The sequence below is a fragment of the Halopseudomonas sp. genome, from assembly GCF_036961105.1.
In the GTDB taxonomy this organism is placed as follows: domain Bacteria; phylum Pseudomonadota; class Gammaproteobacteria; order Pseudomonadales; family Pseudomonadaceae; genus Halopseudomonas.
Window position 1 is genome coordinate 13,880 of record NZ_JBALWW010000007.1, and the last position, 19,314, is coordinate 33,193.

Annotated in this window: 18 protein-coding genes; 8 read left to right on the forward strand and 10 right to left on the reverse strand. The window is 60.2% G+C overall.

Annotated elements, in window-relative coordinates; genetic code table 11:
- Positions 1-11: 11 nt before the first annotated feature.
- Positions 12-590, reverse strand: a complete 579-nt coding sequence (gene mobA, locus V7756_RS09005; RefSeq protein WP_335609827.1) for a molybdenum cofactor guanylyltransferase MobA — start codon at positions 588-590, stop codon at positions 12-14.
- Between the two features lie 118 nt (positions 591-708).
- On the opposite strand from mobA, the gene moaB reads away from it, so the two are divergent.
- From moaB to rloA3, 4 genes are all read left to right on the forward strand, one after another.
- The gene (moaB, locus tag V7756_RS09010) at positions 709-1,245 is read left to right on the forward strand and encodes a molybdenum cofactor biosynthesis protein B (protein WP_335609828.1); all 537 of its coding nucleotides are present in this window, start codon (positions 709-711) and stop codon (positions 1,243-1,245) included.
- Entirely contained in the window at positions 1,242-2,450 is a 1,209-nt protein-coding gene (locus tag V7756_RS09015) for a molybdopterin molybdotransferase MoeA (RefSeq protein ID WP_335609829.1), read from the forward strand. The genes moaB and V7756_RS09015 overlap by 4 nt, the downstream gene beginning before the upstream one ends.
- Positions 2,451-2,569: 119 nt before the next feature.
- Complete coding sequence (locus tag V7756_RS09020) at positions 2,570-4,186, forward strand: Vgb family protein (RefSeq protein WP_335609830.1); 1,617 nt, start codon at positions 2,570-2,572, stop codon at positions 4,184-4,186.
- A gap of 145 nt (positions 4,187-4,331) precedes the next feature.
- Positions 4,332-4,856 (forward strand): retropepsin-like aspartic peptidase RloA3, encoded by a 525-nt coding sequence (gene rloA3 / locus V7756_RS09025; protein ID WP_442908984.1) that lies wholly within the window; start codon positions 4,332-4,334, stop codon positions 4,854-4,856.
- 22 nt (positions 4,857-4,878) lie between these two features.
- On the opposite strand, the gene V7756_RS09030 is transcribed toward rloA3, so the two are convergent.
- Positions 4,879-6,306: an aminotransferase-like domain-containing protein gene (locus tag V7756_RS09030; protein ID WP_335609831.1), complete on the reverse strand. Its 1,428-nt coding sequence runs from the start codon at positions 6,304-6,306 to the stop codon at positions 4,879-4,881.
- A gap of 163 nt (positions 6,307-6,469) precedes the next feature.
- Here V7756_RS09030 and V7756_RS09035 point away from each other — a divergent pair, with 163 nt between their 5' ends.
- Positions 6,470-6,703: a DUF1127 domain-containing protein gene (locus tag V7756_RS09035; protein WP_335609832.1), complete on the forward strand. Its 234-nt coding sequence runs from the start codon at positions 6,470-6,472 to the stop codon at positions 6,701-6,703.
- Positions 6,704-6,787: 84 nt separating this feature from the next.
- A complete protein-coding gene (locus V7756_RS09040) occupies positions 6,788-7,609 on the forward strand; it encodes an inositol monophosphatase family protein (RefSeq protein WP_335609833.1) in 822 nt (273 codons plus the stop codon).
- A gap of 29 nt (positions 7,610-7,638) precedes the next feature.
- Here the strand turns inward: V7756_RS09040 and V7756_RS09045 are convergent, their stop codons facing one another.
- From V7756_RS09045 to V7756_RS09080, 8 genes are all read right to left on the reverse strand, one after another.
- A complete protein-coding gene (locus tag V7756_RS09045; RefSeq protein ID WP_335609834.1) occupies positions 7,639-8,397 on the reverse strand; it encodes a GGDEF domain-containing protein in 759 nt (252 codons plus the stop codon).
- 62 nt (positions 8,398-8,459) lie between these two features.
- Positions 8,460-8,690, reverse strand: coding sequence for a hypothetical protein (locus V7756_RS09050; RefSeq protein WP_335609835.1), 231 nt, complete (start codon positions 8,688-8,690; stop codon positions 8,460-8,462).
- Between the two features lie 264 nt (positions 8,691-8,954).
- Complete coding sequence (locus tag V7756_RS09055; protein WP_335609836.1) at positions 8,955-10,007, reverse strand: GGDEF domain-containing protein; 1,053 nt, start codon at positions 10,005-10,007, stop codon at positions 8,955-8,957.
- A 186-nt stretch (positions 10,008-10,193) separates the two neighbouring features.
- The gene (locus V7756_RS09060; protein ID WP_335609837.1) at positions 10,194-10,958 is read right to left on the reverse strand and encodes an amino acid ABC transporter ATP-binding protein; all 765 of its coding nucleotides are present in this window, start codon (positions 10,956-10,958) and stop codon (positions 10,194-10,196) included.
- A 9-nt stretch (positions 10,959-10,967) separates the two neighbouring features.
- Positions 10,968-12,065, reverse strand: a complete 1,098-nt coding sequence (locus tag V7756_RS09065) for an amino acid ABC transporter permease (protein WP_335609838.1) — start codon at positions 12,063-12,065, stop codon at positions 10,968-10,970.
- A gap of 9 nt (positions 12,066-12,074) precedes the next feature.
- Complete coding sequence (locus V7756_RS09070; protein WP_335609839.1) at positions 12,075-13,259, reverse strand: amino acid ABC transporter permease; 1,185 nt, start codon at positions 13,257-13,259, stop codon at positions 12,075-12,077.
- 99 nt (positions 13,260-13,358) lie between these two features.
- On the reverse strand, positions 13,359-14,387 hold the full coding sequence (locus V7756_RS09075; protein ID WP_335609840.1) for an amino acid ABC transporter substrate-binding protein: 1,029 nt from the start codon (positions 14,385-14,387) through the stop codon (positions 13,359-13,361).
- 470 nt (positions 14,388-14,857) lie between these two features.
- The gene (locus V7756_RS09080) at positions 14,858-16,945 is read right to left on the reverse strand and encodes a putative bifunctional diguanylate cyclase/phosphodiesterase (protein WP_335609841.1); all 2,088 of its coding nucleotides are present in this window, start codon (positions 16,943-16,945) and stop codon (positions 14,858-14,860) included.
- A 289-nt stretch (positions 16,946-17,234) separates the two neighbouring features.
- Here V7756_RS09080 and V7756_RS09085 point away from each other — a divergent pair, with 289 nt between their 5' ends.
- Together V7756_RS09085 and V7756_RS09090 are read left to right on the forward strand one after the other, a co-directional pair.
- Positions 17,235-18,059, forward strand: coding sequence for an alpha/beta hydrolase (locus tag V7756_RS09085; protein WP_335609842.1), 825 nt, complete (start codon positions 17,235-17,237; stop codon positions 18,057-18,059).
- 8 nt (positions 18,060-18,067) lie between these two features.
- Complete coding sequence (locus V7756_RS09090) at positions 18,068-19,285, forward strand: multidrug effflux MFS transporter (RefSeq protein ID WP_335609843.1); 1,218 nt, start codon at positions 18,068-18,070, stop codon at positions 19,283-19,285.
- The last annotated feature ends 29 nt before the right edge of the window (positions 19,286-19,314 follow it).

The window sequence follows — 19,314 nt, forward strand, 5'->3', positions numbered from 1 at the left end:
TTTTCCGACAGTTAGCCTTGTGTCCAGTCGGCCGGGCAATTGCCGTTATGCAGCCTTGGATCCGCTGCCGGCAGTTCAAATGCTGTGGGCTGTTGCGCCAGCAACCATCGCAGGGGGCTGCGTTGGCCAGCCTGCCAGGCTGCCTCTAGTTGCGGCAGCAGTGCCTGTGGAATAACGCACAATAATGGTTGCCAGCGATCACCAGTGCGCACCATGCAGGGCCGCTGCGGCGTCTTGGCCGCGTGAGCCAGAAAGCCTTGCAGCAACGGCAGATCCACCTGGGACATGTCGCAGGCAAGCACCAGCATATGACCGCTGTGACAGGAACGCAGACCTGCCAGTATCCCGGCCAGCGGACCAGGAAAATCAGGCTCTTCATCCACCACCAGCCGATCAGCCAGGGCAGCATAAACCGCCTGGTTACGATTGCAACTGATCAACAGTTCGCCGCCCAGCGCGCGCAGCAGGCGGCCAAGGTGTGCTGCGACTGGCTCACCACCAAAAGGCATCAAGCCCTTGTCGCGGCCACCCAACCGGCTACCCTGGCCACCGGCCAGCAGTAACGCGGTAGGTACAAGGCTTGGGGGCATGGTTCGGTACTCGGGTAATCGACAGCTCTGTGTTATAACACCCAGCCCAGCTCAATAGAAAGTTGACCGCCGCAAACACGCTTGCAGCGGCCAGCACAGCCGTTTCAAGGAATACAGCATGGCCAAGCCAGACGCCCCCTTCACTCCCCTGTCCATCGCCGTTCTGACCGTCAGCGATAGCCGCACGATCGACACCGATACCTCCGGCCAGTTGCTGGCCGACAGCCTGGGTGCAGCGGGCCACCACCTCGCCGACCGTCAGTTGCAACCCGATGATATCTACCAGATTCGCGCCACAGTCTCCGCCTGGATCGCGCGCTCCGACGTGCAAGTGGTGCTGATTACCGGCGGCACCGGGTTCACCGGGCGTGACAGCACCCCGGAGGCCATCACGCCCCTGCTGGACAAGATGGTCGATGGCTTCGGCGAGCTGTTCCGGCATATTTCCTGGCAGGAGATCGGCACCTCCACGCTGCAATCACGCGCCTTGGCGGGCCTGGCCAATCGCACCCTGGTGGTCTGCGTCCCGGGCTCTACCAACGCCTGCCGCACCGCCTGGACCAGGATTCTGCAGGAGCAACTCGACGCCCGTACCCGGCCCTGCAACTTTGTGCAGCACCTGGGCACGCTTGCCCAGTGCGACAGCCGCGCATGAGTCTGATGCCGGTAGATCAGGCGCTGGCGCAGCTGATGGCCAGCGCCCGCAGCCACGCCGCCCAGCCGGTCGACGAGTTGCCGCTGGAGCAGGCGCTGGGCCATGTGCTGGCCGCCCCCGTGATTGCCGCGCATGACGTACCGCCCTGGGACAACAGCGCCATGGACGGTTACGCCTTCAATAGCGCCGACGTCGAACAGGCACTGCAACATGGCCTGCCGGTCAGCCAGCGCATTACCGCCGGCACGGCGCCGGCGCCACTGCAAAGCGGCACTTGCGCGCGCATCTTCACCGGTGCGCCGCTGCCGGCCGGGGCCGACTGCGTGGAGATGCAGGAAAATATCGAGCTGACCGACGGCGGCCTGGCCCGCCTGACCCAGGCAGTACAAACCGGCCAGAACGTGCGGCCGCAAGGCCAGGATGTGCACATAGGTAGTGCGTTATTGCCTGCCGGGCTGCGCTTGCGCCCGCAGGACCTGGGCGTTATCGCCTCGATCGGTCTGGCCGGCGTCGCCGTGCGCCGACCGCTGCGCGTTGCGGTGGTATCAACCGGCGATGAGTTGGTAGAACCAGGGGATTCCCTGCAGCCCGGACAGATCTACAACAGCAACCGCTTCACCCTGATCGGCGCGCTGCAGCGCCTGGGCCAGCAGATCATCGATGGCGGCATCCTGCCGGACGACCCGGCACAAACCAGCAGCCGGCTGCGCGCACTGGCCGACCAGGCCGACCTGATCATCAGCTCCGGCGGCGTTTCGGTTGGTGAAGCCGATTGCCTGGGGCAAGTACTGCGTCAAGAAGGCGAAGTATGGCTGTGGAAGCTGGCCATCAAGCCCGGCAAGCCCTTTACCCTGGGCCGCTTTGCCGACACGCCGGTGCTGGGCCTGCCCGGCAACCCTGCCGCCACACTGGTGACTTTTCTGTTGCTGGTACGCCCTTACCTGCTGGCCCGGCTTGGCTGCGACTGCGTCGCGCCCGTCAGCTTCCAGCTACCAGCGAGCTTTGCGTGGCCACGCTCCGGGAGCCGCGACGAATACCTGCGCGCCGGCCTGCAAGATGGCCACGTGGTGCTGAGCGGCAATCAGAGTTCCGGTGTACTCAGCAGCGCGAGTCAGGGTAGCGGACTGGTCCTGATTCCCGCCGGCAGTACGGTTGCTGTGGGTGAGCCTGTGCCCTTCCTGCCGTTCCAGGGCCTGTTCGACTGACAGGCCGCCTGCAGTCCGGCCCGCAACGCTTATTCCGCAACATCAGCCTGGCCAATGCCGCGGGCAATCAGACCCCGGCCGGCTAGAATCGAGACAAACCAACAATAACAGGATCTCGCATGAAGCCTCCCTTTCAGGCCGCCGCACTGGCCGCCCTCGTCAGCCTCAGCGGTGCCAGCATGGCCATCGAATACCAGGCGCCAGAAGCGCTGGTCGCCCCCTCAGCGTTCAAGGGCGTGCACGGTCTGGCGGTGGATCAGCAAGGCCGTTTGCTGGCCGGCAGCGTGGTGGGCAACAGCATCTATCAGGTGGATATCGATAGCGGCGAGGTAACCACCTTCATTGGCCCGGACCAGGGCCAGGCCGATGACATCGCCATCGGCCCCAGGGGCGAAATGGCCTGGACCGGCTTCTATGCCGGGCAGTTACTGATCCGCGACAACGACGATGCGCCCATTCGCGTGGTGGCCACCGGTCTGCCGGGCATGAATTCGCTCGATTTCAACGACGAGACCGGCCAACTCTATGCCAGCCAGGTATTTCTCGGCGATGCACTCTGGGAGATAGACCCTGCCGGCAAACAGGAGCCACGCCTGATCGCCAAAGACCTGGGCGGCTTCAACGGCTTTGAGGTAGGTGAGGACGGCTGGCTCTATGGCCCCTTGTGGTTCAAGGGCGAGGTAGTGCGCATCAACCCTGCCGACGGCAAGGTGGAGACTCTAGCCACCGGATTTGGCACGCCGGCGGCGGCCAACTTCGATTCGAAGGGCAATCTGTACGCGTTGGATACGCTCAAGGGGCTACTCAAGCGCATCGACCTCGCCAGCGGCGAAACCACCGATATAGCGCAGTTGGACAGCTCGCTGGACAATCTGGCTATCGATAGCCAGGACCGTATTTTTGTCTCCAACATGGCCGACAACAGCATTCAGGAGGTCAACCCTGAGACCGGCAAGGTACGCCTGATTACCGGTGGCGAGCTGGCCGTACCCGCCGGCATTGCATTGAGCGAAGACGGCAAAACCCTGTATGTAGCCGATGTATTTGCCTTTCGCGGGGTAGATACGGCCAGCGGTGAGGTAACTGACCTGCGCCGCGCCCATGGCTCGGATGTCGAATATCCCATCAGTGTCGGCTTGGGCAAGGAGCGACTGCTGCTGACCAGTTTTTCTACCGGTACCTTGCAGGTCATCAGCCGCAGCGACCACAGCACCCTGCACCTGCTGCACGGGTTGAACGCCCCCTCCGGCGCGGTCGAGCTGGATAACGGCGACATTGTGGTCAGCGAAATGGGCAGCGGCACACTGCTCAGGTTGAGCGGCAACAAGCTGGAGCAACGCGAGGAATTGGCGACAGGCCTGCAGGGCCCGGTACAGATGATCCGTGGCCGCGACGGCAATATCTACCTGACCGAGATGGCCGGTTTTCTCACTCGCATAAACCCCGGCAACGGCAAGACAGAGCGCCTGGCGGAGGGCCTTCAGTTACCCGAAGGTCTGGCCGAAACCGCCGCTGGCCAGTTCATCGTCGCCGAAAGCGCCGGCAAGCGCCTGCTGCGAATAGATCCTGCCAATGGGCAGCAGAGCGTGATTGCCAGTGATTTGCCGATCGGCTTGCCCGCCGGCCCAGGGATGCCGCCCACCGGCATACCCACTGGCGTGGCGGTTGCGACGGACGGCAGCATCTACTTCAGTTCAGACATCGACAACGGCCTCTACCGGCTCGCGCCACAGTGACCGTCAAGCCACCGCCAGGTTGTCGCGGCGGTGGCTTGCAATATCTGCTCATAGACAGCGTTAAGCATTTCGTGAACGTTTCTGACGCGTATTAGTCCATTTCAACATATCGATTTGAATTGAACTGCCGCAACAGGAGACGTACATGCATCATCTGCTGAAGAAATCGCTGGTTCCTGCCATTGCCGTTGCCACACTGGCCGCTTCCGCCCTGAGCCACGCCGATACCACCAAGCCGCTGGGCTGGGTAGAGGAAGGCGTTATCATGCCAGACGATCTCACCGTCAAATTCAAGCTCGACTCCGGCGCTCTCACCTCTTCCATGCACGCTGAGGACATCGAGCTGTTTGAGAAGGATGGCGAAGACTGGGTACGCTTTCGCGTCGAACTCGAAGACATCAATTCCGAAGAAACCGTAGCCTCCACCTTCGAGCGTCCGCTTGAGCGTAACCTCAAGGTACGCGGTGCCGGTGGCTCGGAGGAGCGCCCGGTAGTAAAGATGCAAGTCTGTGTGGGTGACGAGATGCTCAACGAAGAGTTCTCGCTACGCGACCGCGACAACATGCACTACCCGGTCCTGCTGGGTCGCCGCACCCTCAATGAGCTCGGACCGATTGATACCTCGCGCACCTTCACGACCGAACCGCAATGCTCTACCGATCAGGTTTGAATGCAAAACATGGCCGGGCGGCTCACCCCGCCTCGGCCGCCTGTTCTGCTTGCAGCAGTGCCACTTCCCGGCTGACCACCACCAGCGCGTCATGCATCTGCGCACTAGCCTGGGTGTAGTTGATGCGCAAGCAGTCCCGGTATTTGCCCGAAGCCGAAAACAGCGAGCCGGGCGCGATCTGAATACCTGAGACAAGCAGTCGTTCATTCAGCCGCACCGAATCCAGTCCTTTGACCTCCACCCACAACAGAAAACCGCCCTGCGGATAGCTGACGCCCGTGCCCGGCGGGAACAACGCCTGCACCCAACCCAGTATAACGTCCAGATTGCGTTGATACTGGCGTACCACGTTACGCAAGTGCCGCTCGTAATGGCCCCGGGCAATGAACTCCGCCACTGCCAGCTGCGGCAAGGTCGCGGACGCGCCGGTGGACACGTATTTCATATGCAGCACCTGATCGCGATAGCGCCCCGGTGCGATCCAGCCGACGCGCAGTGAGGGAATCAGGGTCTTGGAAAAGGAGCTGCACAACAGCACGCGGCCGTCGTCATCAAAGGATTTCAGCGTACGCGGACGTGGTGCCCGATAAGCCAGATCGCCGTAGATATCGTCCTCGATAATGGCCACATCAAAACGCTGCGCCAGGGCCACCAGCTCGCGCTTGCGCGCCTCGGGCATGGTGTAGCCCAGCGGATTATTATGCGTCGGGGTGATCTGGATGGCTTTGATCGGCCACTGTTCCAGCGCCAACTCCAGCGCCTCCAGGCTGATGCCGGTCTGCGGATCGGTAGGTATCTCCATGGCCTTGAGCTGATGCGCCTTGAGAATCTGCATGCTGCCGTAAAAGCTCGGCGAATCCACTGCCACCACGTCGCCCGGTACCGTCAGGGTGCGAATGGCAATCGACAGCGCCTCCTGGCAACCGGTGGTAATCAGTATGTCGTCAGGATGCAGCAGGCAACCCGAGCTGGAGGCCAGCCGCGCCAGTTGCTCACGCAGTTGCGGGCTGCCAGCCAGCGAATCGTACTTGAGTCCGGCAACATGGGCGCGGCGGTGCAGCCCCGCCAACTGCAGAAATAGCGGCTTCAGCGTTCTGGCCTCCACATCGGGAATGCCACGCCCCAGGGATATGACGTGATCCGCGCCGGGCTCGCCCACCAGATTCAACACATGGTCCCACTGTGATACATCCAGCGGCCGCTGGGCCGGGCGACTCACCCCAGGCAACACCGGCGGAGCGGAGCGCGGCAACACGTAATAGCCGGACTTGGGTCGCGCCTCGATCAGCCGCTCGGCTTCCAGCCCCGCGTAAGCGGTCTGCACGGTGGAAATACTGACGGCAAACTCCGCACACAGCTCACGAATCGAGGGCAATCTGTCCCCTGCCCGATACAGGCCATGTTCCAAGCGCTGGCGAATGGTGGCGGCGACCTCTTCATAGCGATTCATGACAAAATTCCACAGATTACCGTTGCAGGGATACAGATTATCCTAAATCGCAGCATACAGCGGGCGATTAGCGTTAACTGTATCTTATTCTAAATTTTCGCCTGTATCTGTATGCACACCACTGCCAAGGTTAACCTGTCTCCACGCTAACCGGAGATCCATGATGAGTACCCATGCCCTACTGCGCCTGCTACGCCATGCGCTGCAACATCACCAGCAAAGGCGTGACTATCACCACTTGCTGAAACTCGACGAGCACCTGCTGGCCGATATCGGACTTACCCGTGAACAAATCCAGCGCGAGTTGCAAAAGCCCTACAGGACAACATTCAAGAGCGCGCTGCGTTGCAACCTGTCTGTGCCCTCGCCGCGCCATCTGCTCAACGCGCGACGCTGAACCGCGACGGAGTAAGTCAGCAGGCTTAATTTCCGCGCCGATCTTCAGTACCCTTGCAGGCTTTCAGCTGCTGCGGACCTAGCCATGAACAGCCCTACCCCATCCGACCTCGACCTGCCTGGCCGTTACGCATTGGCCCAGCGCGTTGCGCAGCAAGCCGCCGAACGCGGTTTGGCCTATTATCAGGCTCGCGACGAGCTCGACGTTGAACACAAGGGCGGCGACCGCCGCGATCTGGTCAGCGTCGCCGACCGGGCGCTGGAAGACTTTATCCGCGCCGAATTAACGGCAGCTTTTCCCGAGGATGGCTTTCTTGGCGAGGAAAGCGGCTCGGCCGATTTGCAGGCGCGCTGCCTCTGGGTTGTCGATCCCATTGATGGCACCGCCTGCTTCGTTAACGGTTTGCACAACTGGTGCGTTTCCGTCGGCATGTTGCTGGATGGTGTACCGCACATTGGCGCAGTGGCTGATCCCAATCATCAGGAGCTGTTCCACGGCATGCGCGGCCAGGGCGCCTTCGTCAATGATCAGCCATTACGGGCTAGCCCCGCGACTCATGTGCGTGAAGGCCTGCTGGGCGTGGGCACCTTCTACTCACGCGGTACCGAACATTTCATTCCGTTTCTGACCCAGCTCCTGGCGGACGGCGGCATGTTCCTGCGCAACGGCTCAGGCGCGCTGATGACCGCCTACGTCGCCGCCGGCAGGTTGCTGGGCTACTACGAAACACTGCTCAAGAGCTGGGACTGCGTCGCCGGCCTGGTGCTGGTGGCGGAAGCCGGCGGGCGCAGCAATGATTTTCTGCGCGGCGACGGCCTGCTGCACGGCAACCCCTATCTGGTGGCCTGCCCCGGCGTATACGAACAGGTCGCGCAGATGATCGGGCCGATGCTCGATCAGGATTAAAGCGCCAACGCTGCTGACTGCCAGCGGGCTCAGCCAGACGCCACCTCTACTCTGTTGCGCCCCGCTCCCTTGCTCTGATACAGCGCCTGATCTGCGCGCGCGATGGCGTTGCTGAGTAGCTCTTCAGCGCGGTACTGGGTGATACCTATGGAAATAGTCACCTTTATTCGCTCGCCATCAACATCGATCGCCAACGACTCAACGCCTTTGCGTATGCGCTCTGCACTGGCGATTGACTGATCAATATCGGTGGCCGGCATTACCGCTATAAACTCTTCTCCGCCCCACCGCCCCACGTAGCTTTGCTTTCCGATGGAGTCCGCCAGCAATTGGCTGACTTCGCTCAGTACCTGATCACCCGCGTTGTGACCGTACCGGTCATTGATCTGTTTAAAGTGGTCTAGATCCATCAACATGAAAATCAGGTCGGTCGGATGACGATGATGCCGCGCGAGTTCCTTTTCGCTCAGCGCAATGATATGCCCTCGATTGAACAACCCCGTCAGCGAGTCTACCGTGGCCATACTATCCAGGCGCTTATGTGCACGGGTCACGGAGGAGACATAGAACTGCGACAGATATCCGAACATGCCGAAAACCACGCTCAAATTGAAAACCTGCAATGCTAATAAGGCGTGAGAAGAAATTGGTTGCAGCGGTTCCATGTACCACATGAGCACATCAAGGGCTACGTAGTAGAGCCACATGCCCGCGAACAGAATCCAGGCGCTACGCATCCGCATGGAGATGAACAAGGTTGGAACAAATAACAGCAGGAAGTGATGCACCCCGCTCTCCCATCCGATCAATATCGTTCCGAAACCAACATAGAAAAGTACTTCGGCACGAATCAGCAGTATCCCAGCCGATTGTTCCTGCGCTTGAAGGCGCGATAGGCAAGCAGGTATATACCCACGCTGACCACGTTGACCCAGGCCAGAATGAAGGAGCCAAGCAAAAGAAAGATAAAGAAGAAAGCAGTATGCGCAGCACCTGCCAACGGACAACTTTGCATGGCCAACTGCCAGAACTCTGGACGGCCGTCGCGTTTGTGGGGATTGCTCTGGTGCATAACGAACATCAATAGGCTTGCCTCAGGCGGCGGGTGTCTTTTCGGAGTGCGGCTTACTGGCTATCCGACAATCGCCAGGTGCCGCAAGTGCAATAAGTCGCAGCGCTATCGGCCAATTGACGCGCTATATCTGCAGCCAAAAAAAAGGAAAACACCCGTTTGCCGTTGCAGCTTGTTGGCGTTATCGCACAAAGATGCACTACCCGACTTGGCAGCAACTGAAGGTGTATATTCTCGCCGTTGCTGTGAGACTGTCCAGCTGCGGCAGCAAACTCAGGGCGCCGCGATCTCTACCCGGTTGCGCCCCGCTGATTTACTTTCGTACAGCGCGCGGTCGGCCCGTGCGATAGCAGTGCTGAGCAACTCCTCCGCACGGTATTGGGTAATACCAATGGAAATTGTCGCGCTGAGGCGCTGGCCATCGCACTCAATTACCAAAGATTCAACCGCTTTGCGTATGCGCTCCGCACTCGCTTCAGCCTGAGACAGATCAGTTTCTGGCAGTACCGCAAGAAACTCTTCACCACCCCACCGACCAATAAAATCCTGTTCGCGCATCGAGTCAGTCAGCATTTGGCTGACTCCGCTTAGCACACGGTCACCTATGTCGTGACCGTAGCGGTCGTTGATCTGTTTGAAGTGATCCACGTCCAGCAGCAAGAACGTCAGGTTGCTAGGACGACGGTAGTGACGGGCCAGTTCCTTTTCAGTCAGGGCAATCATATGCCGTCGGTTGAACAGTCCGGTCAGTGAATCTGTGGTCGCCATGCGCGCGAGACGCTTGTGTGCGCGGGTGACGGTGATTACATAAAACAACGCGAGGTAGGCAAACATGCCAAATACGACGGTCAGGTTGAAAATATGCACCGCCAGCAGCGCGTTGGACGAGATTGGCTGCAACGGCTCGATATACCACATGAGCACATCCAGCCCCACGTAGTAGATCCACATGCAACCGACCAGAATCCAGGCACTGCGCGCGCGCATGGTGACAAACAGCGCCGGAATGAACATCAGGAGAAAATAATGAAAACCGCTTTCCCACCCCACCAAGACCGTGCCCAGACCCGCATGAACCAATACCTCGGTGCGAATCAGCAGAATCGCCAGCCGGTTGCGCCGCTGCCTGAAGGCGCGATAGGCATAAATATACATGGCCACGCTGACCACGTTGATCCAGGCCAGAATCGGTGAACCAAGTGCAAGGAAGATGAAGAAGAAAGCAACATCAACGCTGCCAGCCAACTGACAGCAACGCATTGACAGCTCCCAGAATTCTGGACGTGCGTCGCGCTTGTGCGGGTTATTCTGTGGCATCCCTGACATCAAACCTGTCACCTCAAGCTCCGGGCATAGCGCCCGAATATATCTAGGTTGTCTGCCTTAAAGCCGGCAGCTGAGCGTCGTTTGCAGTGTAGTGAACGATGTGGCCAACAGCCAGCAATTCAGAATCATCTCCGAAATAGCGGGAAGGCTCCGCTCCCCGCCTCAGCTTATCGGCAGTCACTGCAATTAATGCAGTATCTGACTGAGAAATAATTGCGTGCGCTCATTCTCTGGGTTGCTGAAAAACCTGTTGGGTTCGGCCTCTTCCACAATTTCGCCCCTATCCATGAAAATCACACGGTTGGCAACAGTGCGGGCAAAACCCATCTCGTGGGTGACGCAGAGCATGGTCATGCCGTCTTCGGCCAGTCCGATCATGGTATCGAGCACCTCTTTCACCATTTCCGGGTCCAGCGCCGAGGTCGGTTCGTCAAACAGCATGATCTTCGGCTGCATGCACAGCGCTCGGGCAATGGCCACGCGCTGTTGCTGCCCGCCCGAGAGCTGACCCGGAAACTTGTGCGCCTGCTCGGGAATGCGTACACGCTCAAGGTAATGCATGGCCATTTCTTCGGCTTCGCGGCGTGGCGTCTTGCGCACCCACATGGGCGACAGGGTGCAGTTCTGCAGCACCGTCAGATGCGGGAACAGATTGAAATGCTGAAACACCATGCCCACTTCCCGGCGTACCGCTTCGATGTGCTTGAGATCATGGGTCAGCTCGGTGCCATCCACAATGATGCGTCCCTGCTGATGCTCTTCCAACCGGTTCAGGCAGCGGATAGTAGTCGACTTACCCGAGCCAGAAGGCCCGCAGAGCACAATCCGCTCACCCTGCTGCACGTTCATGTTGATGTCCTTGAGCACATGGAACTGGCCGTACCATTTGTGCACGCCCTCCATCTGGATAATCCCTTCGGGAATAGTCGGCTGCATGCTTGCTTCACTCATGTCGTGCTCCTAACGCTTGTGGCCGGTATCCAGCTTACGCTCCAGATGCATGGAGTAGCGGGACATGCCGAAACAGAAAATCCAGAACACCAGCGCCGCAAAGACATAGCCTTCGGTCGCCATGCCCAGCCAGGCCGGGTCGGTGGTCGCTTGCTTGATGCTGTTGAGCAGATCGAACAGGCCGATGATGATCACCAGACTGGTATCCTTGAACAGCGCGATAAAGGTATTGACGATGCCGGGAATGACCAGCTTCAGCGCCTGCGGCAGTATCACCAGGCCCATCATGCGCCAGTAGCCCAGACCCATGGCCTCGGCCGCCTCGTACTGCCCCTTGGGGATGGCCTGCAGGCCGCCGCGCACCACTTCGGCAACATAGGCTGACTGGAACAGGATGACGCCAATCAGCGCGCGCACCAGCTTGTCGAAGTTCATGCCCTCGGGCAGAAACAGCGGCAGCATCACCGATGACATGAACAGCACCGTGATCAAGGGCACGCCGCGCCAGAACTCGATGAAGGTGACACAGATAACCCGAATGGCCGGCATGTCGGAGCGTCGCCCCAGCGCCAGCATGATGCCCAGCGGCAACGCACCGGCGATGCCCACGGCCGCAATCACCAGGGTCAGGGTGAGGCCGCCCCACTGGCTGGTAGGTACGGTTTCCAGCCCCAGCAAACCACCGTGCAGCAGCCAGTAGGCAAGCAGCGGATACACGACCAGAAAGCCGATGCCGTAGCGCGCCTTGTGGCGCATGGCGTCGATGAACAGCGGCGCCGCGCCTACCACGGCGAGAATCACCGTGAGATTGACTCGCCAGCGCAGTTCCGTGGGATAGAACCCGTACATGAACTGGCCAAAGCGCTGCTGAATAAACACCCAGCAGGCGCCCTCGCTGGGGCAATCGGCGCGGGTAGTGCCGATCCAGTCGGCGTTGATGAACGCCCAACTGATCAACGGCGGCACAATCAGCCACACCAGATAGAAGGCGAACAGCGTCAGCAGGCTATTGAACCAGCCGGAAAACAGGTTCTCGCGTAACCAGGCCAGCACCCCAATGTTCTGTTTGGGTGGCGGCATGTCGGGCTTGAAAGTATGTGTTTGCATGGCGGCTCCTCAGCGCTCGATCAGCGCTATGCGCCCGTTGTACCAGTTCATCAACAACGAGATGCTGATGCTGATGGCCAGATACACACTCATGGTAATGGCAATAACTTCGATTGCCTGCCCGGTCTGGTTGAGCACGGTTCCGGCGAATAGCGAAACCATATCCGGATAACCGATACCCGCCGCCAGCGAGGAGTTTTTCGCCAGATTGAGATACTGACTGGTCAGCGGCGGGATGATCACGCGTAGCGCCTGCGGAATGATTACCAGCCTCAGCGTTTTGCCCGCCGGCAGCCCCAGCGAGTGGGCTGCTTCGCTCTGGCCATGATTGACCGATTGAATACCGGCGCGCACGATCTCGGCGATAAAGGCAGCGGTGTAGATACTCAGTGCCAGTGTCAGCGCCATCAGCTCGGGAATCAGTACCCAGCCTCCGGTAAAATTAAAGCCGGTGAGTTCCGGCACCGTCCACACCAGCGGGTTGCCGGCAATCAGAACGGCCACACCCGGGATCACTATCAGCAACGCCAATACCGACACCAGCAGCGGAAACGGCTGACCGGTCGCCTCACGGCGCTTCCTGGCCCAGCGGCCCAGCAGTAGCGAGGCAGCAATCGCCAGCAGCAAAGCCGCAAAGAACAGCCCGAAGGTTTCAGACAGGGCCGGTGACGGCATGTACAGACCGCGACTGTTGAGAAAGAAACTGTCCAGCACACCCAGACTCTGCCTAGGCCCGGGCAGCGACAGCATGACCGCAAAATACCAAAACAGGATTTGCAGCAGCGGCGGGATGTTGCGGAAGGTTTCAATATAAATGGTTGCCAACTGGCGAATCAGCCAGTTGGGCGACAGCCGTGCGACCCCAAGTAAAAAGCCGATCAGCGTCGCCAGAACAATGCCGATGACCGATACCAGCAGTGTATTGAGCAGACCGACAAAAAACACCCGCCCGTAGCTGTCGGTCTGGGTGTAATCGATCAGGTGCTGGGCGATGCCGAAGCCGGCGGTGTTGTTGAGAAAAGCAAACCCGGAGGTGATGCCGCGTTGTTCCAGGTTGGTCTGTGTGTTGTCGAACAGATACCAGCCGAGCCCCACCACTGCCGCGATGGAAATCAACTGAAAGATCAATGCCCGCCATTTCGGATCAGTCCAGGCCGACCCACTGCGTCGCGGCGCATTGGCAACATTTTGCATATAAGCCTCTCGCATCCTCGGCCCGCACGGCGAGCGAAGATCTGCTTGTCAGAACGACATCAGCCCGGCCTCGGGGCCGAGCTGATGTGGCGTTGGATATCAGCGCACCGGCGGTGCGTACTGAAGTCCGCCTTGGTTCCACAGGGCATTGAGGCCACGTTCAATCTTCAGCTCACTGCCGGCACCGACATTGCGCTCGAAGCTTTCACCATAGTTACCCACCTGCTTGACGATCTGCACGGCCCAGTCCGCTGGCAGTTTCAGATCCTTGCCATATTCCCCCTCCGCACCCAGCAGTCGCGCCACATCCGGGTTACCGGTGGACTTGCTCTTCTCTGCCACATTCGCAGAGGTCACACCCAGCTCTTCGGCGTTGACCATGGCAAACAGCGACCAGCGCACGATATTGAACCACTCGTCATCGCCCTGGCGGACGACCGGACCCAGCGGCTCCTTGGAGATCACCTCCGGCAGCACCACGTAATCATCCGGCGAACCCAGCTTGATGCGCTGCGCGTAGAGCTGCGACTGATCCGATGTCAGCACGTCACAACGGCCCGACTCCAGCGACTTGGCGCTCTCGTCCGAGGTATCGTAGGTGATGGGGGTGAACTTGAGATTATTGGCACGGAAGTAGTCGGACAGATTGAGCTCGGTAGTGGTACCGGCCTGAATACAGACGGTGGCGCCATCCAGTTCCTTGGCACTGCTTACGCCCAGCTTCTTGTTCACCAGAAAGCCCTGACCGTCGTAGTAGTTGACCCCGGCAAAGTTCAGGCCCAGGCCGGCGTCACGCGAGCTGGTCCAGGTGGTATTGCGCGACAGCATGTCGACCTCACCGGATTGCAGTGCGGTGAAGCGTTCCTTGGCCGTCAGCGGGCTGTACTTGACCTTGGTGGCATCGCCGAAGAGCGCAGCGGCCACAGCCCGGCAGACATCCACATCCAGGCCCAGATAATTGCCCTTGTCATCGGCATAGGAGAAGCCGGGTAAACCGTCGCTGATACCGCATTGCACAAAGCCTTTCTTTTGCACGGCATCCAGCGTGGCGCCAGCCTGCGCAAAACTGCTCACGCCCAGTACGGCGGCGGTGGTAACTACTGCCAGAGTGGATTTCACCATCTTCATTTGCATCTCCAGTTGCTATTGTTGTGTTGGAGTCTCGGGCCCGCCCTGTAGCTCTTGTGGAGCAGGGATCGCAAGCCAGCGCTCGATCAGTTGGACCGAATCGCCCATTCACTATAGTGGACGCAAGACTGATAGCAATTTGCCTATAGTCGAACGCCTGGCGCCCGACCTTCCGTTGTCGACCCCACCAATTAAGGTGCAGCCCTCTGCTGCGCCCCTTTCATCGATATCGTGGATTTTTCATGGCTGGGGCAGCAGCAGTGGGAACAGCGAATGCAAGCGCCGTACCAGCGCCCAGTCTAGAGGGGTCGAACAAAGGGGATAGCAAGGAACTTGTATCAGTGCGACATTTTCGGCCGAATTTGGCCACAGTCTGTTGCGACAGGCGCATCAAATAGGCGCAGCGGTGGCGTTCTGGGTCGCAGAAAGAGCCCTCCCTGGTGCGCCATGACTGTCAGGTCATGGGGAGGCTAGGTCGCGCCCTGCTCCGGCGTCTCTTGCCTGGCGATGGCCGCAGCCAGGTTTGGTAGCAGTTCGTCGGCGGCTACCGGGCGCCCAAGATAAAAACCCTGCAGCGTGTTGCATCCCAGCCGGGTGAGCAGTTCCTGTTGCTCAGCCGTCTCTACCCCCTCGGCCACAATTTTCAGGCCGAGCGTCTTGCCCAACGCCACGATGGCGGAAACGATGGCCGCGTCGTCGTTGTCCTGCACCAGCTCGGTGACAAAGCCCCGATCAATCTTCAGTTCGTTGGCTGGCAGGCGCTTGAGGTACAGCAGACTGGAATAGCCGGTGCCGAAGTCATCGATAGAGATACTGACGCCCAGAGCGGTCAGTTGATCGAGGATGACCAGGCTGTTTTCCGCATCCCGCATGGCGGTGGACTCAGTCACCTCCAGCACCAGAAAGGACGGAGCCAGGTCATGCCGCTGCAGCGCGCCGCGCACGGCCTCCACCAGGCCCGGATGGCCCAGCTGCACCGTCGAGAGGTTTACCGCAATACTCCAATCCGCATGGCCTTGCAGATGCCAGATCTTCAACTGCCGGCAGGCCTCATCTATCACCCAATTACCAATGGACACTATCAGCCCGGTACGCTCGGCCAGCGGCAAGAAAGCGTCCGGCGCCACCATGCCACGCTCGGGGCTGCGCCAGCGCAGCAGCGCCTCCACACCGACCATCGGGCCGGCCGGAGCAATCAACTTGGGCTGGTAATGCAGCACGAACTCGTCGCGATCCAGCGCGCCGAGCAACTCCTGCTGCAGTTTAAGTTGCTCGTGGGCGTTGGCATTCATCTTGGCTTCAAAGAAGCTGTAGCAATTGCGCCCCGCTTCCTTGGAGTGATACATGGCCGCGTCGGCATTGACCATCAGTTGGTGGGCGCTGTCGCCATCGCCAGGATAGACCGCCACGCCAATACTCGCACTGATATGCAGCGTATTGCCTTCTACTGCGTAGGGCGCGCCCAGGCTTTCGATCAGGCGCTGCGCCAGCGCGGCGGCATCTTCAGGCTCACCGGGATCAATCAGCAATACGAACTCATCGCCGCCCATGCGCGCGGCGGTGTCTTCGGCGCGCTTGGTAGTCATGATGCGTTCGGCTACCTGCTCCAGCAGGCGATCACCCACATGATGGCCATAAATGTCATTTACCGTCTTGAAGCCGTCCAGATCCATGAACAGCACCGCAAAACCGCGGCGTTCACGCGCGGACTTGCTGATGGCCTGAGCCAGGCGGTCATCCAGCAATATGCGGTTGGGCAGTTTCGTCAGATTGTCGTGCAGAGCCAGCTGTACCAGCTCGCTGTTGGCCTGATCCAGCGAATGGGCAAGGATGCTGGTGCGGGCATCCAGCATCGAGATGATCAACGCGATGGCGAACACCGCCAGGGTGACCACTATGACCACAACCGCCAACCACTTGGTGTCGATGCCGCTATTGGCGGCGCCGCAGAAGCTGCCCACCGGGAATTGCGCCGCCGCCATACCGGTATAGTGCATGCCGACGATAGCGCAACCCATCACCAGCGAGGCGCCAAGCCGGGCGTAGAATACATTTTCCGAATCACCGCGCAGGCGAAAGGCGATCCACAGTGCCGCGCCAGAAGCGACCACCGCAATGACTACCGAAAGCACCAGAATCCAGGGTACGTACACCACCTGCGGCGACATCAGCATGGCCGCCATGCCGGTATAGTGCATGGCGGCGATGCCCGCGCCCATGAGCAAGGCGCCCAGCATCAGATGCAATCTGGGCATGTCGCGCTGGCACACCATCCATAGTGCAAAGGCCGACGAGCCTATGGCGATAAGCAGCGACAGCAGCGTGAGCCCCAGATCGTAGCCAAGCGGAATCGGCAAGCTGAACGCCAGCATGCCGACAAAATGCATCGACCAGATGCCAAACCCCATGGCAAAGGAGCCACCAACCAGCCACAAGAGCGCAGCGCGACCCTGGGTATTGGCTACGCGCGCGGCCATATTGAGCGCCGTATAGGACGCGAGAATGGCGACGATAAGGGAAAAAGCGACAAGAACCGAATTGTAACTGCTGGGGAGCATCTGTCAGCGGGTCCGGAAGGCGATAAAGATGTGGCGAAACGCCATTATACGACCATCCGTTGGTCAAACATCGGCCAGCACACAGCCGCCGACGAAAGGTAGCACGCGATCGGCACCCTCTTCCAGCGCAAGTTAGCCTTGATGTACGCAAATAGCAGAAGCCGCTGATAGCGCGCCAAAAGCAGCTTGACTTAATTTATATGATGATAGACATTTAATAATTACATTCATCATATCAAGCGACCGAAGTATTTATCCTGTCAGCTCATTTACCACCAAGGAGCCTTCCATGAGCCTCTCATCGACCAACAGCACAGTCGCCGCTGAAGATCTTTTTATGCAAGCATGTCTTGCCTTCAGCAAGCCACGTCGCATCGCCGCCAGCCCGGCCGAGCAGGCATTGCTGGCTCAGGCAGCGCACTCGACCCATCGCCATGACGGCCAGAATATGCAGTTGTGGTCCTTCGGCAGCGGTCCCCGTGTGTTACTGGTACATGGCTGGGACAGCCGCGGCTCGCACCTGGCTGCGTTTGTCGAACCCCTGGTCCGCGCCGGCTTTGCCGTCACCCTGTTCGACATGCCGGCCCAGGGCGATTCAGATGGCGAGTCCGGTAGTGTTGTACATGCGGCTGCCGCGCTGCTGTCGCTGACCAGTGCGTTGGGCGACGTGGCTGCCATCATCAGTCACTCGATGGGCTCGGCCGCCGCCCTCATCGCCTTCAATCAGGGTTTACGGGTAGCTGCCAGCGTGCATCTGTGCGGCCCCAGTTCACTGACCACCATGGTGCGGTTGCAAGCTCGTGGCTATGGCCTGAATGCCGAGCAAAGCCAGAAATTTCATCTGTGGGCAGAAGATTTCATCGGTCAGACAACGCAGTCGGTCGATCTCGAAAGCTTGCACGATGGCCTGCGGCACCCGGCGCTGATCATGCACGACCCGCAGGACAGAGTGGTGCCAGCATCCGCATCGATGGACCTGCATCAAGCCTGGGCCGGTTCCGAATTGGTGACGCTGGAGGGGCTCGGGCATCGCCGCGTACTGAGCGACCCCATGGTGGTGAAACGCAGCCTGGAGCACATGATGCAGCACCTGAACGCGAGCAACCCGACATGAGCGCGCCAATGTCAGACACACTGACGCAGGCCATTGCAGCTCAACCGGAGCAGCACCTGAGCAAGACGGTGCTGGCCGTCCTGGCCAGCCTGGCCGCGCTCGGCGCGCTCTCGACCAACATCATCCTGCCCTCGTTCCCGGCGATGGGTGCCGAACTGGGCATGTCATCGCGCGACATGGGACTGACGCTGTCCTACTTCTTCATCGCCTTTGCGCTGGGGCAACTGCTGGTCGGGCCTTTGTCGGATCGCTGGGGCCGCAAGAAACTGGTGATCGGCGGCCTGCTGGTGTTTTCGCTCGGCAGCGTGCTCTGCGCTTACGCCGATAGCCTCAACACCCTGCTGGCCGGGCGCGTAGTGCAGGCGTTGGGCGTCTGCTCTGCCTCGGTATTGTCTCGCGCCATTGCACGCGACCTGTTTGAAGGCGAAGCATTGGCGCGCACTCTGGCTCTGATCATGGTAGCGATGGCCGCCGCGCCCGGCTTTTCACCGCTGCTGGGCAGCGCTTCGGACAGCCTGCTGGGCTGGCGCGCCACCTTCACAATCGTGGGTCTGCTGGGCATAGTAGCCGCGCTGGCCTACGCCAGCCGGGTTGGCGAAACCCATGCCATCGAGCGACGCCAGGCGGTCTCTGCCCTCGCCATGATCGGCCAATACATAAGCCTGCTGCGAGATACGCGCTTTACCCGGCCGGCACTGGCCGTCAGTCTGATTGTGGGCGCGCTTTATGCCTTTTTCGGCGCCGCACCGGCGGTGCTCATGGTTGGCATGGGACTGACTGCCCTCGAGCTGGGCCTGCTGTTTGCCGGAACCGTCGTGGTGGTATTTGCCTCCGGGCTGCTGGCGCCACGCCTGGCCCGGCGCTGGGGCCCTTCCCGGGTTGCCGCGGCCGGTATTGTGCTGGCATTGCTAGGCGGCACCGCGGTCTATCTGGCGCAGGATCACAACCTGCCGCTCTTCACTCTGGCGCTCACGGTCTTTCTGGCCGGCATGGGTACGGTGAACCCGCTGGGCACCGCACTGACGCTGCAACCCTTCGGGCAGCAGGCTGGCGCTGCCTCGGCCCTGCTCGGCTTTCTGCAAATGAGCTGCGCGGCGCTGGGCACCTGGCTGACCAGCGTTGTGCCGCTGCCCGCCGCCGCAACACTGGGTCTGACGCTGGCCTGCTTTTCGTTGCTGGCACTCCTGACTTTCAGCTTTGCTCGTAAAGCTGCTCCCTCGGCTTGACGCAGCGATGCGGTCAGCACGCGCTGCGT

Excerpts from the sequence above, each read along its gene's own strand:
- V7756_RS09085 (WP_335609842.1), top strand. The coding sequence starts at position 17,235 with ATGAGCCTCTCATCGACCAACAGCACAGTCGCCGCTGAAGATCTTTTT.
- V7756_RS09055 (WP_335609836.1), bottom strand. The coding sequence starts at position 10,007 with ATGTCAGGGATGCCACAGAATAACCCGCACAAGCGCGACGCACGTCCA.
- V7756_RS09090 (WP_335609843.1), top strand. The coding sequence starts at position 18,068 with ATGTCAGACACACTGACGCAGGCCATTGCAGCTCAACCGGAGCAGCAC.
- V7756_RS09060 (WP_335609837.1), bottom strand. The coding sequence starts at position 10,958 with ATGAGTGAAGCAAGCATGCAGCCGACTATTCCCGAAGGGATTATCCAG.
- V7756_RS09035 (WP_335609832.1), top strand. The coding sequence starts at position 6,470 with ATGAGTACCCATGCCCTACTGCGCCTGCTACGCCATGCGCTGCAACAT.
- V7756_RS09040 (WP_335609833.1), top strand. The coding sequence starts at position 6,788 with ATGAACAGCCCTACCCCATCCGACCTCGACCTGCCTGGCCGTTACGCA.
- V7756_RS09030 (WP_335609831.1), bottom strand. The coding sequence starts at position 6,306 with ATGAATCGCTATGAAGAGGTCGCCGCCACCATTCGCCAGCGCTTGGAA.
- V7756_RS09065 (WP_335609838.1), bottom strand. The coding sequence starts at position 12,065 with ATGCAAACACATACTTTCAAGCCCGACATGCCGCCACCCAAACAGAAC.
- V7756_RS09050 (WP_335609835.1), bottom strand. The coding sequence starts at position 8,690 with ATGTTCGTTATGCACCAGAGCAATCCCCACAAACGCGACGGCCGTCCA.
- rloA3 (WP_442908984.1), top strand. The coding sequence starts at position 4,332 with ATGCATCATCTGCTGAAGAAATCGCTGGTTCCTGCCATTGCCGTTGCC.
- V7756_RS09070 (WP_335609839.1), bottom strand. The coding sequence starts at position 13,259 with ATGCAAAATGTTGCCAATGCGCCGCGACGCAGTGGGTCGGCCTGGACT.
- V7756_RS09080 (WP_335609841.1), bottom strand. The coding sequence starts at position 16,945 with ATGCTCCCCAGCAGTTACAATTCGGTTCTTGTCGCTTTTTCCCTTATC.
- V7756_RS09075 (WP_335609840.1), bottom strand. The coding sequence starts at position 14,387 with ATGAAGATGGTGAAATCCACTCTGGCAGTAGTTACCACCGCCGCCGTA.
- mobA (WP_335609827.1), bottom strand. The coding sequence starts at position 590 with ATGCCCCCAAGCCTTGTACCTACCGCGTTACTGCTGGCCGGTGGCCAG.
- V7756_RS09020 (WP_335609830.1), top strand. The coding sequence starts at position 2,570 with ATGAAGCCTCCCTTTCAGGCCGCCGCACTGGCCGCCCTCGTCAGCCTC.
- moaB (WP_335609828.1), top strand. The coding sequence starts at position 709 with ATGGCCAAGCCAGACGCCCCCTTCACTCCCCTGTCCATCGCCGTTCTG.
- V7756_RS09015 (WP_335609829.1), top strand. The coding sequence starts at position 1,242 with ATGAGTCTGATGCCGGTAGATCAGGCGCTGGCGCAGCTGATGGCCAGC.